This window comes from Nitrincola sp. A-D6 (assembly GCF_000764495.1).
GTDB lineage: Bacteria > Pseudomonadota > Gammaproteobacteria > Pseudomonadales > Balneatricaceae > Nitrincola.
In genome coordinates, this window is record NZ_JRLB01000061.1 from 1 (window position 1) to 15,265 (window position 15,265).

8 protein-coding genes and 1 pseudogene are annotated in these 15,265 nt (G+C 48.6%); 1 reads left to right on the forward strand and 8 read right to left on the reverse strand.

Going from position 1 to position 15,265, the window contains the following annotated elements; translation table 11 throughout:
* Positions 1 to 197 precede the first annotated feature (197 nt).
* The 7 genes and pseudogenes from LH51_RS10715 to LH51_RS10745 all read right to left on the reverse strand — a co-directional run bounded on the left by LH51_RS10715 (position 198) and on the right by LH51_RS10745 (position 12,361).
* Positions 198 to 1,163 carry an Rpn family recombination-promoting nuclease/putative transposase gene (locus LH51_RS10715; protein ID WP_036522164.1) on the reverse strand — a complete coding sequence of 322 codons (966 nt, stop codon included), beginning with the start codon at positions 1,161 to 1,163 and terminating at the stop codon, positions 198 to 200.
* Between the two features lie 1,190 nt (positions 1,164 to 2,353).
* Entirely contained in the window at positions 2,354 to 3,283 is a 930-nt protein-coding gene (locus LH51_RS10720; protein ID WP_036522165.1) for a porin, read from the reverse strand.
* Between the two features lie 444 nt (positions 3,284 to 3,727).
* A pseudogene (gene hrpA / locus LH51_RS24770) lies at positions 3,728 to 7,497 on the reverse strand (ATP-dependent RNA helicase HrpA).
* A 72-nt stretch (positions 7,498 to 7,569) separates the two neighbouring features.
* Positions 7,570 to 9,105: a sensor domain-containing diguanylate cyclase gene (locus LH51_RS23580; protein ID WP_081960778.1), complete on the reverse strand. Its 1,536-nt coding sequence runs from the start codon at positions 9,103 to 9,105 to the stop codon at positions 7,570 to 7,572.
* On the reverse strand, positions 9,086 to 9,529 hold the full coding sequence (locus LH51_RS23585; protein WP_036522168.1) for an HDOD domain-containing protein: 444 nt from the start codon (positions 9,527 to 9,529) through the stop codon (positions 9,086 to 9,088). Before LH51_RS23585 ends, LH51_RS23580 begins: the two co-directional genes overlap by 20 nt.
* On the reverse strand, positions 9,519 to 11,783 hold the full coding sequence (locus LH51_RS10740) for a putative bifunctional diguanylate cyclase/phosphodiesterase (protein WP_144244250.1): 2,265 nt from the start codon (positions 11,781 to 11,783) through the stop codon (positions 9,519 to 9,521). Before LH51_RS10740 ends, LH51_RS23585 begins: the two co-directional genes overlap by 11 nt.
* Positions 11,784 to 12,091: 308 nt before the next feature.
* Positions 12,092 to 12,361: a hypothetical protein gene (locus tag LH51_RS10745; RefSeq protein WP_036522169.1), complete on the reverse strand. Its 270-nt coding sequence runs from the start codon at positions 12,359 to 12,361 to the stop codon at positions 12,092 to 12,094.
* Positions 12,362 to 12,539: 178 nt separating this feature from the next.
* Here LH51_RS10745 and LH51_RS10750 point away from each other — a divergent pair, with 178 nt between their 5' ends.
* Positions 12,540 to 13,319: an FkbM family methyltransferase gene (locus LH51_RS10750; RefSeq protein WP_052063676.1), complete on the forward strand. Its 780-nt coding sequence runs from the start codon at positions 12,540 to 12,542 to the stop codon at positions 13,317 to 13,319.
* A gap of 36 nt (positions 13,320 to 13,355) precedes the next feature.
* Here LH51_RS10750 and speA read toward each other — a convergent pair whose 3' ends face one another.
* Complete coding sequence (gene speA, locus LH51_RS10755; RefSeq protein WP_036522171.1) at positions 13,356 to 15,260, reverse strand: biosynthetic arginine decarboxylase; 1,905 nt, start codon at positions 15,258 to 15,260, stop codon at positions 13,356 to 13,358.
* Between the last annotated feature and the right edge of the window lie 5 nt (positions 15,261 to 15,265).

Here is a 15,265-nt window from a genome sequence, read left to right on the forward strand (position 1 = left end):
GGTCCGTGGGAGCTCGGTCCGTGGGAGCTCGGTCCGTGGGAGCTCGGTCTGTAGGAGCTCGGTCTCCGAGCGATCTTATTCGCTCGCAGAGCGAGCTCCTACACAGATGGGATTTTGTTGTGGGAAGCTGGCCTACCCGCCTGTAGGTGTACAGGGACCTGAAAATCAATCAGGATCCATTTGAAAATTGGATTAAATCACAGCTGTTCTTTAAGGCCTTGCAACTCGTTAACGGATAAATCAGTAACATCGATTATTAATTTATCGCTCAAACCTTGCAATAGCATTTTTTTAGCAATCTGTATTCGAGTTAACGCAACACCTTGTTCCAGACCTTGTTCCAGACCTTGTTCCAGACCTTGTTCCAGACCTTGTTCCAAGCCCTGCTCTAAACCCTTCGCTTTCCACTCTTCAGTCCAATTTTTGACTCGTTCTGCTAACATATCCTTCACCTCATACAAATCATTGATCTCATCTAATTCTACACCTGGAAAACGATTCGGCAACAATACGCGCTTTAGCCAACCAAGAAACACTTTTTTTAGCCTTGGATGATGTTCCGACCATTCAGCCAGATTAGCCACTAAAAATGCTAATGACTCAGGGCTTTGGCTGTACTCCATCCGAAAAAGCGCTTTAACAAGGTTTGCATGTATTGTTGATTCCGGTTGTTCGGCTACCCACTGCCCCTCATCTAAAATCATGTAGCGCATGCTTGGAGTATAGCGATTTAAACTGCCACTGATCTCCTGAATCAAGCCCTTAATATCCAACTCAGCATTCCAGCGACGTTCACCGTTGTAGAGAACAATCGGAAAAACCGGCGGCAACTTACCACTGGGAGTAAATTGCTTTTGACGAATTAGCTCCTGATAAAGCAGAGAAACATAATTCATCATACGCACAGCCATATAACGATCTATACTGCTTTGAAACTCAATGAGCAAATACACATAAACCCAACCATCACTACTCTGGACCCGCCAAATAATATCGTCTTCACGCTGACGAAAATCATCTGTTACAAACTGATTTTTAACGGTTTCCAAAGTACTGAAATCGAGGTTTTCAACCCAGTCTTCATGGATAAATCCCATCAACAAGTCTCTTACCATCACTGGATCTGAGAAAAAACGCTTATAGCTTTTATCGTGATAAGTCATGTAGTCTCACTCCTTGAGTTACAAAGCCAATCCATGGCTAGTTCAACTAGTATGTATCCGAATGGGTTGATGAATGAAATTCTAAAGTAGATATGGCTAAGCTTGACCTGTGGAAGCTTGGCTGTAGGAGCTCGGCCTGTGGGAGCTCGGTCTCCGAGCGATTTTCTCGCTCGCAGAGCGAGATCCTAGACAGGTGCGATTATATTGCACAAGAAGTTGAGAGGTTCGCTTCGCATCCTTGCTAGTTCCCCTCTCGTCACTGAATCATCCTTGTTCAGCCGCCACTTAAGGACCAGAAAAAGTGGACTTGTTACCAGATAGCTTCTTCTCCTGAAGCTTGCAGCCAGTCCTTGGCCTATCTGATTATTCCAGCTTAATCACATTAATATTGCATGTGTATAGGAGTTTTTCCTAAAAACAGCCAAAATTGATGCTTTTGTAACCACAATTGATCCAGATCAATTCAAAAATCCAATTAAATCGCAGCAGCTTCTTATAGGAGCATAGCCTCTGAGCGAAGAGAATCGCTCACAGAGTGAGCTCCTACAGGGTAGTTTTTTGTGGGAGCCCGATCTTCGGACGATTGGGTTCGCTCGCGAAGCGAGCACCTACACAGGTGGGATTATATTGCATAAGAAGTTGAGAGGTTCACTTCGCATCCTTGCTAGTTCCCCTCTCGTCACTGAATCATCCTTGTTCAGCCGCCACTTAAGGACCAGAAAAGTGGACTTGTTACCAGATAGCTTCTTTTCCTGAAGCTTGCAGCCAGTCCTTGGCCTATCTGATAAATCCAGTCTAATTACATTATTTTTGCATGGGTATAGGAGCTTTTCCTAAAAACAGCCAAATTTGATGTTTTGCATAGATAATTGATCCAGATCAATTTAAAAATCCAATTAAATCGCAGCAGCTTCTTATAGGAGCATAGCCTCTGAGCGAAGAGAATCGCTCACAGAGTGAGCTCCTACAGAGTAGGTTTTTTGTGGGAGGCCAGGTTTCGAAGCGAAAAGAGAATCGCTCGCGGAGCGAGCTCCTACAGGGGAGGTTTTTTTGTGGGAGCCCGGTCTTCGGGCGATTGGGTTCGCTCGCGAAGCGAGCTCTTACAGATTTTTTCGCCCACAGAGTGGGCTCTACACAACGCAAAAAGGCTCCCGAGGGAGCCTTTTTCTGGATATACGTTTTAAGATCGATTAGAACTTAACGCGGATACCGGTGCTGAATACGCTGTTAGCGTTGCCGCTGTCGCGCAGTTCAGAGTTAGCATGACCGTAACCAACGAAGGTGTTAACCATGTTGCTCAGGTCGTGCTGTACTTCAACGCCGTAACCTTTGCCATCACCATCGAAGTCTGCGTAAGCAGCTTTCAGAGTAGTCGCATCAGTCAGAGCATAGGTAGCAGACAGATCCCAAGGATTGTAGTCTTCACCAGTAGATTTGCTCAGGTCAGAGTAAACACCAGCGATAGTAGCTGCACCGAAGCTGTAAGACAGAGCCAAGGCAGTTACATCATCACCTACAGCAGTTTCAAGCGCATCTGCATTGAAATCGATGTGAGACAGAGCTGCGTAGAAACCACCAACGCTGTATTTAGCTGCTACGTGGTACCAATCGCCATTCGTATCATCATTAGCTGAGCTTCCAGCAAAAGCGGCAGCCAACTGCAGGCCACTAAGATCAGGTGAAACGTAAGCCATTGAATTGTCTACACGGTAAACAGTATCAGTAGAGTGAGTTGGACCCACAACACTTGACAGCATAACGTCAGTAGTAGCAGTTACCCAGCTGTAATGCGGAGCCCACTGAGTACCAGCCAGCACTGTACCCCAATCGCCAGTCAGACCAACATTGGCCAGACGAGTATTGAGTGCACGCTCACCATTAGTCTGGTTTACAGCAAACTCATACTGATACAGAGCAGTCAGACCGTCGATACCAGTGTCTGCAGTGCCTTTCAGACCAATACGTGAAGGTGAGTTACCGTCAGTATTGACATCAAGCTTGCTGTCTTTGGCTTTATCAACAGCCATAGTCATCCAGCCGTATAGCGTTGCATCAGCAGATGCGATAGCAGGAACAGTCAGAGCGCCAGCGACAGCCAGAGCGATAAGTGACTTTTTCATTTAGTTTTCCCCTTCAACGTTCAACATACTAGTAGTTGCTTTATTTTTTCAAGGAGCATCGTCAATGATGCAGCCCCAAAAATACTATAAAAGCAGATAATTGCAAACCTGTGAAGCCGAAAAATTAACTTTTTTGCTACGGTCAGCATCTGCCAGATGAAAACTCAGTCTGTTTTTCTGAGCTGTTTTATTTAGCTACTAGCCAAATCAACAACTTAGGAACACTTTCTGAATCCAACACCTTAACTTGTACAATTACAGCACACGAGAACAGTTTTTTGCAAGCTTTTTAACCAAAAAACAGCAAATTGCTGAACCCGTGTAAATTGTCGTTAGGATAACACAGCGAGATGATTTGACAAGCTTTTCTCTTACTTTGCCTTGCCAATACAGACGCTATCACAATTCTATTGATCTGTGTCAGTATGCATTTGATGCATTGAATCACTGTAACGCGGCAAACCACTGCTTCAAGCGTTTCTCCGATACCGTCTGCCTGGTACCCAACTGCTGAGCAAACAGTGATACACGGTACTCCTCAAGCAACCAACGGTATTCCAACAGCTCGGGTTGTACAGCATCACGGTTCTGCTGTTCTGTCAGTTTATGGCTCCAGGCCTGCCACAGCGCTTGTAACTGCTCAGACCATAGGCATTGCTGGCGCAGGTCGCGCGGGTATTTATCCAGGCGTATCTCTATCGCCTGTAAATAACGCGGATAGTGCTCCAGCCAGTTACCTGGCGCCTGGGTAAGGTAGTTCGGCATAAACAACTGGTTCAGTTGCTGCTTGATATCATTTAATACAGGCACGGCCTGCAGGTTAATCTTGCCCTGCAGGCGTTTGTTGATGGCATGTAGCGTTGAATGCTGCTTGAATACCCAATCATCCAGTGCCACAGCCTGATCACATAAACCCGCCTTTACCTGAGGAATGAGCGTCTCAAAGGCCTTGCGATTGCGCGGCAAAGAGCCTGCCGTAAAGTCTTGTACCAAGCCCGCACAACGTAAAATAGCACAGAGCAGCAGCTCATCCTCAAGCTGTTTGGCATCGAAGCGCTTGTTACTCAGCAACACGGATTTAGGCAAATTACGCAACTGCTTGCGGGCATAGCGCACCGGGTCAGGCAGCATCAGCATCAGCAGTCGCGCCACGCCGCGCGGATTTTGTGCCTGAGCTTCGAAATGACGACTGACCACTTGAAGATCGACACAGGTGCGCTGATCAATCAGCACCGGATAGGCTTCAACCTGAATACCACCGGCCTGACGCAACTTGACGCTCTCTGGCAGTTCCTGAAAATCCCATTGGGTTAGTCCTTTGCGCCCCCAGCTCTGACTCGGTGAGGCCTGTTGCAGTGCCTGCTCGGCCTGTTTGGAGAAACGCCGGTTTAAGCTATCCCAGTCGCGCCCGCTGGCCAAAACTTCACCCTTATCATCCAGTAGACGCAAGTTCATGCGGTGATGGTCTTCCAATGGTACGCCACGGAACACTTCGGCCCCGACCCGCACCCCGGTCATACGCAATAAGCGTTGCGCCAGCGCCTCGTACAGATCACCCTCGGCAAAGCTGGCCGCCTCACAGAAGGCTTCGACATAATTGGGAACAGGCACGTAGTTCTTGCGTATCGCTTTAGGTAGTCCACGTAGTATGGCGGTGCATTTATCCGCCAGCATACCCGGCACCAGCCACTCCAGGCGCGCCAAGGGCAAGGACTTGAGCAGCGGCAAGGGTAATTCGAGGGTGACGCCATCATCCTCGGCACCCGGTTCAAAATGGTAACTTAGCGGTAATTTCAGCCCTTCATGCAGCAACTGATCCGGATAATCGGCCTGGGTGACATGCGCGGCGGAGCGCTGCAGAATATCGGCTTCCTGCATAAACAATGCCTGAGCATTGTCCTTCTCAATCTGTTTACGCCAGTGTTCAAAGCCTTTGCCATTGACCAGATGACTGCCATTCAGCTCGGCAAAACGCTGCAGGTAGAAGTCAGCCAGGGTCTCTTCATCTACTAATAGATCACGGCGTCTGGATTTGGCCTCCAGAGTTTCAACACTGTCCAACAAAGCCCGGTTGTGCTGAAAAAACGCTGCCTGGGTAGCATACTCACCCTCAACCAGACCGCAACGAATAAACAGCTCATGGCTGAGCTTCGGATCAATCGCACCATAATGCACCTTGCGCTTGGGGACGATAATCAAGCCATACAGGCTGACCTGCTCAGTCGCCACCACCTGCGCGCGTTTTTTCTCCCAATGCGGTTCCATCCAGGTTTTTTTGATCAGATGCGCGGCGGGTGCTTCGATCCATTCTGGTTCAATTTTAGCCACCTGATGCGCAAACAGCTTGCTGGTTTCCAGCATCTCGGCGGCCATAATCCATTTGGGATTTTTCTTGAACAAACCAGAACCGGGAAAGATAAAAAAACGGCGGTTGCGGGCACCAAGATACTCGCCCTTCTCCTGCTTAAAGCCAATCTGGCTCAGCAGTCCGGCCAGTAGCGACTTATGGATCGCCGCGTAGTCCGCCACTTCACGGTTTTCAACCATCTTCAGCTCACGACAGCTCAGGTGCAACTGACGATGCAGATCACGCCATTCACGCATGCGCACCCAGGAGATAAAGTGCTTCTGACACCATTTACGCAACTGCCCCTGACTCAGCGCCTGACGCTGCTCTTCATAGAGATTCCACAGGTTCAGCAGACTGATGAAGTCTGAGTCATCATCGGCATAGGCTTTATGCTTTTCATCCGCCGCCTGACGCTTCTCCATGGGTCGCTCACGCGGATCCTGCACACTCAGGCACTGGCCATCACCAGCACCTCAGTAAGCGCCCCTAAGCGGTTAGCCTCGACCAGCATGCGCCCGATACGCGGATCAACCGGCAAGCGCGCCAGATCCCGTCCGACAGCGGTGAGCTGACGCTGCTTGGTCACAGCACCCAACTCTTCCAGCAACTTGAAACCGTCATTAATAAAGCGGCTATCTGGCGGATCTACAAACGGAAACCGACCTATATCGCCCAGCTTGAGTTGCAACATACTCAGAATGACGGCCGCCAGATTGGTACGGCGAATTTCGGCATCGGTAAAGGCAGGACGGTTATTAAAATCCTCTTCCGCATACAAGCGAATACAGGTACCCGCCGCCACCCGGCCGCAACGACCGGCACGCTGATTGGCACTGGCTTGTGACACCGCCTCAACCGGCAGACGCTGCACTTTAGAACGGTAGCTATAGCGGGAAATACGCGCCAACCCCGGATCGATAACATAGCGAATACCGGGTACCGTCAGCGAGGTTTCTGCCACATTAGTAGCCAACACAATACGCCTACCTGCACCGCGCTGTTCATGAAACACACGGTTCTGTTCCGCCAGTGACAGGCGGGCATATAAAGGAATTATCTCCGTATCCCTGAGCTCGGCTTTACGCAGGGTATCGGCGGTTTCACGGATTTCACGTTCGCCCGGCAAGAACACCAGAATATCGCCTGGCCCCTGGGTGCGCTTGCTTCGATCTATAGCGATAAGCTCATCCACCGCCTGCAATATCCCCTGCTGCAGATCCTGGGCTTTTTCGTCTTCAACTTCCATTTCATGCACAGGGCGGTAGAGAACATCTACCGGGAAGGTGCGTCCGGATACTTCAATAATGGGGGCATTATCAAAATGCTCAGAAAAACGTGCCAGATCGATGGTCGCTGAGGTGATGATCAGCTTCAGATCCGGGCGTTTCGGCAGGATGTTTTTCAGGTAGCCGAGGAGAAAATCGATATTCAGACTGCGCTCGTGCGCTTCATCTATGATGATCACGTCGTACTTTGCCATAAAACGGTCATTCTGCGTCTCAGCCAGAAGGATACCGTCAGTCATCACCTTGATCTGGGTCTTGTCACTGATCTGATCGTGAAAACGTACCTGAAAACCAACCCTTTCACCCAGGGGGGTATTTAGTTCCTCCGCCAGACGAGATGCCACTGCTCGTGCAGCCAAACGCCGTGGCTGGGTATGACCGATCAAACCCGCACACCCTAAACCCAACTCTAGACACATTTTTGGAATTTGGGTGGTTTTACCTGAACCTGTCTCCCCAGCTATCACTACCACCTGGTTGTCACGGATCGCTGCAAGAATTTCATCTCGACGCGCGGAAACAGGAAGATCAGGGTATGTAATCGGGGATGTCAAAGCGGGTGTACTCCAGTTACGCATCAAAACAGAGGCATAATTCTACCGTAATGGAGGCATGGCTTGCGAGATAAGGGTAAAAACTATCACCCTTATCTATTGGTCATTTTTGAACATACGTATTTGGCCATCAGTACTCAAAGCGATACGGTTACGCCCGGCATTTTTAGCCGCATAAAGTGCCTTGTCGGCTGAGATCATAAAATCTTCGCCATGACGCATGGTTTCTTCCCGTATAGCCATGCCGATACTCATCGTTATACAAATGATTTTTCCACCTGCATCGATCCTGGCTTTTTCCAGCTGTTTACGCAACCGCTCTCCGGCAATAAGCCCGTCCCGCATAGGCATATGAGGGCTGATTAACAAAAACTCCTCACCACCGATACGAGCGATTGTATCCTCACGACGAACGTTTTTTTTCAATATGGCAGCGACAGCACGCAGTACCTCATCACCCACATTATGTCCGTAATGATCATTGATATCTTTGAAGTGATCGATATCGAGGATCAGTAGTGAACAAGGTGTTTGTGCTCTGATACTTCCATTCCAGGCCTGATCGAGTGCTTCCATTGCCGCCCGACGGTTAGGCAGCTCAGTCAACTGATCGGTCAATGCCAGTAACTGCTGTTGTCGATGAGACAGAGAGAGCTCTTTGGCAATACGACGCAACTCTGTCTGATCATTGCGCCAGCGTTCATAGCGATTCAACATCCGCATTGCAGGTTTTAATCGGGCTTTAAGGTGGGTCACCAGGATGTCATCGGTAATTACATCATCAGCACCAGCAAGGTAGGCTTTAGCTTCGAGTGCAGTATCAGTCTTAGCGAGCACGAAAAAAATATAGTTGGCGTCAAATTCCTTGGCACCTCGCAGCATGTCTATAAACTGCGTATTCTTCTCGGATATGAAAAAAACGTTGGCTTGTCTATTCATTGCTAACTGTATCGCCGCTGAAGCCTTCTCGCAATGCACCGCTTGCAAGCCTAACTGGTTCAGTTTTCCTGACAACAGGTCAAAAACTTCTGCGTCTGAAACAATGGCAGCGGAAAGCCTTTCAACTCTGGGAGTGACAGATTCATTATGTGGTTTAGAAGGTTCACCTGGTTCAAAGTCCAGGTTTTTATAATTTTGCACCTTGTCTGTCGATAACTGAAAAGTTTCAGCCCAGTCACGCCAATCATCCAGCGCCTCATTGAAAATGATATCAATCCTGCCTTCCGGCAGTTTCAGCTGAGTGCATATCGCATTGATTACAGAGGCCTTTGTAGTAATTCGTCCATCTTCACGAACAGCCGCTTCGGAAAGACGATAGGCCAGATGCAGCAGTGTCATTATATTATGAGGACGTGATTGCTGTTCAAAACCTGATTGGATTGGATCTTCATGGTAACGAGTTGGTTCTGCCAATGCACGCGGTACACAGAAATCCAGCATCATTGCTTCAGACAGTTCGTTATGGTCGATCCCAAAGGTCTCTTTTTCCCGGGCGGCAATGTCCTGAGATGACGTAGCGATAATGTCAGAGTAGGCCTCTGGATATACTGAAGCTAATCCCAGCACACCAATTCGGGCGAGAAGCCCGCAGGCAAAGATATCATCAGGGGGGCTACCTGAGTTGCTTGGCAAGACCGCGTGAAAGCACGGCCATTAGCAGGCATCGAGTCCAGTACTTTTGATGATTGAACTCAGTACTGTTGATCGGGCTTTCATTGGCAATCAATGAAAAGGCTACCGCAAGCTGACCTACAGTCTGCATACCAACCCGAACAATGGCCTCCGGCACTGACGCCACAGGACGGCGACCCGTCACGGCGGAGTTCGCCAGTTTTAATATACGACCGCTGAGTGAAGGGTCCATTTGGACCAATTTTGCAATTTGCTGAATAGTCGTGTTTTCGTTTTCCCAAGCTTCCATAATAGCCAGTGCCACCCCATTGGGTGTGGGCAGTAGCTCCGCAGATGATTCAAGTAGCATCTGCGCACAGGATGCTTCCGGCTCGCTTGCTTGAGTCGGAGGAGGCATATTTTTGTTAGAGTTTTTACTTACCATGCATATAATTCTCTTCCTGCCATTGCATCAACCACTTCTCATACCCTCCGATGGACATCGGGTGACCAATTGCATAGCCTTGGCCTAAGTGGCAACCAAGAGTTTTAAGCAGCTCCACATGCGCTTGGGTTTCAACACCCTCAGCAATCACATCACGACCCAACACCTTGGCTAAATCAACAATACTCTTGAGAATGGCCTGATCACTAGGATCATGGGTCAGGTTACGAACAAAACTTTGATCAATTTTAATGACGTTAACAGGTAAATGTTTCAGATAAGTAAGAGACGAATAGCCAGTTCCGAAATCGTCTATCGCAAACTCGATGCCAAATTTTCGACACTGATTGATCACTTTCGACACCCGTTCGATATCTTCCAGTGCGCTAGTTTCCAGCACTTCCAGCTGGAGCAGATTTGGCTCCACATCTGGATGCATCGCTAGAGCATTGGCAATATTGCTGATAAATTCAGGGTTATGCAGTTCTCTTGGGCTGATATTTATGCTGACAGGAATTCTCTGACCCTTTTTTGACCAGACAGAAAGCTGACAAAGAGCCGTGTGCAGAACCCAGGCCCCAATCGATTCTATTACCGGATCATTTTCTATCATAGGGAGAAAAGCACCGGGGGTCAGCAAGCCACGTTCAGGGTGCTGCCAACGAATCAGCGCTTCAGCACCCACTACTTCATGAGTGTGCATATTTACTTTGGGCTGATAATACAGAACGAAGGCTTCGTTATTGAGTGCCTGACGGATTTCAATCACTTGTTGATGACGAAACGCCTGCGTTCTCTCATCAGAATGATCAAAATACTGGATTAGATTACCGCCCATCAACTTGGCATGATACATGGCTTGATCAGCCTGTCTGATCAGTTGCTCTGCATCCAGGCTTTTATACTGTGGATAGACAGTGGCACCTATACTAACCGTGAGTGCCTGAAAAAAGTCTTCACTCTGGATAGTGTTGACCGCATTACTGATAGCCGCCAGTTGAAGATCAAAATTTTGCTCACTGGTATTTTTCAACACGGCAATGAACTCATCACCCGTGAGACGGCCAAACAGATCGTTGGGAGATAGTTCTTGCTGCAATGCTTCGCCCGCTAACTTTAAAATGCGATCACCGCAATCCATTCCATAGCGCTCATTGATCAACTTAAACTCATCAATATCTAAATAAGCCACACATAATTTTTCATTGGGTTTTAATGATCTGATCTGCTCAGAAAGCTGCTTGGTAATGTATCGAAGATTTGGTAAGCCAGTCTTCTCATCATGAAATACCAGCCAGGCCAACTTTTCTTCATGCTTCTTTATATTAGTAATGTCAGTGCTCACACCAACATATCTCAAAATGTCATTAGAATCGCCAGCTATAGCACGGATAGTCAAGCGTACGGCATACTCTTCCCCCGATCTTCGCCGGTTCCAGAGTTCACCGACCCATTGCCCTTTTTTTGACAGCGTTTGCCACATTAGCCTATAAAAATCCGGCGACTGCTTCCCTGAACGAAGCATACGTGGATTTTGTCCAATCAATAACTCTCGGGAATATCCGGAATCACGGCAGAATGAATTATTTACTTCAAGGATCTTTCCCTTTTGATCAGTAATGAGTATTCCATCCTGAGCTGACCTGAAAGCGGCGGCCATCAAATCAACATCCTGTCGGGATTCAGCAAGTGCAAGCTCATGCGCATGGCGTTGGCGCCTTTCTCTGTACACTTCTAAAAGCGTTGTACAGGTAACGAGAAGCGGTTCAAGTACTTTGATCAACTCATCATCATAGTGCGTTTTACGGTTTGCCAACCCTACAACGCCGAGCATAGCATTACCCCGCATAAGCGGTATTCCCATGAATCGGTCAATGGATGGGTGCCCGGCTGGTAACGTATTTTTACGAGCATCTGTCATAACATCATTAGCAATAACAGTTTGACGTGTGCGTAGCAGCTCACCGATCAAGTTTGGGCCCGCTTCAAAAAACAGGTCACCGCTTATAAGCTCCATATACATAGCTTGCAGTTCTTGAGTGGTAGCCAGGTTGGTAATAGCCCGAATTCGTAAGGCTTCTTTTCCAGGTGAAGACTCAGCCACTTCGGCGACAAATCCAAAGCGACTTTCACCAATCTCAAGGAATAGTTCAAGCATCCGATTAAAGGCATCCTGCTCATCATCTCCACGCAACACTTGAAGTTGCAGGTTACTAATACGCTGACTCAGCTCTTGAAACAGGCTACTCTTCACTTTAACTATCACCGCAAATGCTCAATAAAACTTTTTTATTAACCCACCTCATACTATTCAGGTTATGCCATTACATGGGTAACTACAAACCGAATCAGTGATTATGTAGCCTGTAAAACCCTGGAACATTATAGGTTTTTTGACTCCCTGTATTGATAGCCAGGAGGCTGTCCGAGAATAATCGAACATTTTTTCACCGATAACATTGTGGACTTTTTTGGTGAGGGGGGGGCTAATGGGCCAGATCTGTCTGACACACCATGAACCCATCCCTGGGGGCTCCGGTGCGCCATCCCTGGCGCACAGGGTCAGACAGATCCGATCCCATCAGCCCTTCTCAAACCTGAGTGCCAGCGTAAAGCCGGTTTGAAATCAGTATTTTCTAGGCCCTTTGCCATACTGAGAGTAAAAATATAAATATCGAAACTTATGCCATGAATACGCAGTTTATCTCGATCTTCCTGTTTTTTGTTTGGACTGGCACAAATGTTCGGCGGGGTGGTGGTATCACTTTGGAGTGACCGTCTGCCGCCTGGGCCGAAAAATGCTCCTGCATTTTCGGCATTTCCGCCATCCATGGCGGTCAGGGCGGCAGTCGAGCGGCCAGGACGGCGAAAAGCGTGTCACCCCAAAGTGATACTACCACCCCAGCAAGGCACCAAACCAAAATGATGCCACACATTCGGCACCTAATACCCTGTAAAACTCTTGTAATAATAAAATGCTAGGTTAAGTCGAATTTCCAGAGGAACCGCGATGTCTGACTTACTATACCTGGATACACCCGCCCAACAACGGCAGATCCGCCGCTCTGAATTTTATAAAAAAACTGTCGAACCACCTGCTGGCTATATACGTTCAGACTATGGCATTTTGCTACGTAAGAACCGGCTTGATGCCACGTTTCATTTCTGCACCAAAGGATCCTATGACCGCCTCCTGGCAGACTATTTACAGCATCAATACCAATCTTTTGTATTTGTTGATATTGGTGCCAATCAGGGGCTTTATTCGATTCTTGCGGGACTTAATGTGAACTGCCAAACAGCGATTGCGTTTGAGCCCGTGGCGCGAACATTTGCGTTATTAAAGTCCAACATCGCCATCAATGGTATGAGGGATTATGTCCATCCAATTCAGGCGGCCGTGTCCCTGGTTAGCGGAAAGGCGAAGATCACCAAAAAACCAGGACACAGCGGCGCTGCATCCTTGCGCCAGCTACCTGGATGGTTTCAGCCAGCACGCTGGTTTGGAATAACCGAGACCATTTCGCTGCTCGGACCTGAAGCACTGCACCCTTTGATACCCACAGAGACTGATCTGATCATCAAAGTGGATGTAGAGGGTTATGAAAAAACGGTTTTTGACGCCTTAATTGCCAGTAATATTCTGGACCAGGCAAAAGCGGTATTTTATGAGGTGAATCCACGCTGGACTGAAGAAAAATCCCTTGAAACTCTACTACGGCAACAGGGCTTCAGTGATTTCACCCGTACATCCGACAAACCCTGTCATGATGTACTGGCAACGCGCTGAAGCGTTACCCGTACAACAAATGACGGGGTTGCTGTACTACAGATTAGGCTGCTCAAGATAGGTGGTATCATCCATACCCATACGCAGCTCACGGATGGTTTGTCTTTTATCCGCCGCACTCAGGTTTGAAGCAGCCACCTGACGATTTAATGATTCCAGCAATTTTTCCGGATTGAAATTCACATACTGCAACACCTTAGCCACGGTATCACCGCGCTGCATGTGATTCACATCTACACCACCAGCTGGGTTGAATTCAACATTGGCGGCATCGGTATCACCAAACAGATTGTGCAGATCTCCCAGTATTTCCTGATAGGCCCCGACCAGAAAGAAACCTAACAAGGAATTAGCCACTTCCATGGGTGGATAAGGCAGCGTGGTTTCCAGCCCTTCACCATCGACATACTGGTCAATACGGCCATCAGAGTCACAGGTAATGTCACGGATCACGCCACGCCGTGACGGGTATTTATCCAGATCGCGCAGTGGTAGTATGGGGAAAATCTGATTAATTCCCCAGACATCCGGGAGAGACTGAAACAGAGAGAAATTGGCAAAGAGTTTATCCGCCATCTGCTCATTCAGTTCATCCAGAATTGCACTGTGATGGCGTTTAGCCGGATTCAGACGCTGCATCAAGTAGAGTGCCGTAGCCCGCATCATCTGCTCACCGGAAGCACGGTCGATCAGGCTCAGATCACCGTGGGTAAAGGCATGGTTTAAATCCTGATTATGGGTCACCAGATCATGGTAGACCTCACTGAGACTGCGATCACGGCCCAAGGCGTCCTGGTAGTTCTGCCAGATGCGTTGCAGCAACTGGTGATCCTGCGCCTCCGGCTCAGTCAGACTGTGAACTACCTGGCGCTCTATACCGATCACATTGGTGACCAGCACGGCATGATGCGCTGTTACCGCCCGGCCTGATTCACTGATCAGGTGGGGTTGTGGCAGATCGTGTTCAAGGGAGACCTCTTTAAAAGCCTGCACCACACGCTTGGCATATTCATCCAGCGTGTAGTTCATCGAACAGATACTGCGGGATGCCGTACCTTCATAATCGATACCCAGTCCACCACCGACATCGGCCACCTCAACAGGCATGCCCATCAAGCGTAACTGGGCATAAAAACAGGCGGCCTCACGCAGTCCCACCTGAATATCCTGAATATTGGCGATCTGGCTACCCAGATGAAAATGCAGTAACTGAAAGGCCTGCACCTGATCATGACTACGCAGTATCTCGATGGTTTTCAGAATTTCGCTGGCGGAAAGACCGAACTTGGATTTCAGCCCACCACTGTCCTGCCAGTTGCCCTTACCGACCGTTGATAAACGCGCCCTGACCCCGATGCGCGGCTGCACCTTCAACTCAGCCGCAACCCGCAATACATCATTCAGCTCACTGGACTTCTCCAGAACGATATACACCTTGTGCCCCAGACGCTCACCAGTCAGTGCCAGGCGAATATAATCTTCATCTTTATAGCCGTTACAGATAACCGTGGATTTACCCGGCTCGGACATCGCCAGCACAGCCAAAAGTTCTGGTTTACTGCCCGCTTCCAGACCGGTATGTCCTGCCAGCACCTGTCGCTGTCCGGCCACAATGGCTTCGACTACTTCACGCTGCTGATTGACCTTGATCGGATAAACACTGGTGAAACACCCCTGATAGGCTTCATTATCAATGGCGCGGGCAAAGCTATCGACCAGACTGGCCACTCTGTGACGCAAAATATGTGGAAAACGGATCAATACCGGTAATTCCAGTCCACGTGCCTGAATCATCTGCAGAATATCGGCAAAGCTTACTTCTGCCCCGGAAAGGGTGTCGCGAACGGTCACATCACCCTGCTCGGAAATGCCAAAATAGCCGGCTCCCCAGCGGGAAACATTATATAAAGCCAGGCTATCTGAGGTATTCCAATCGGTCATATTGT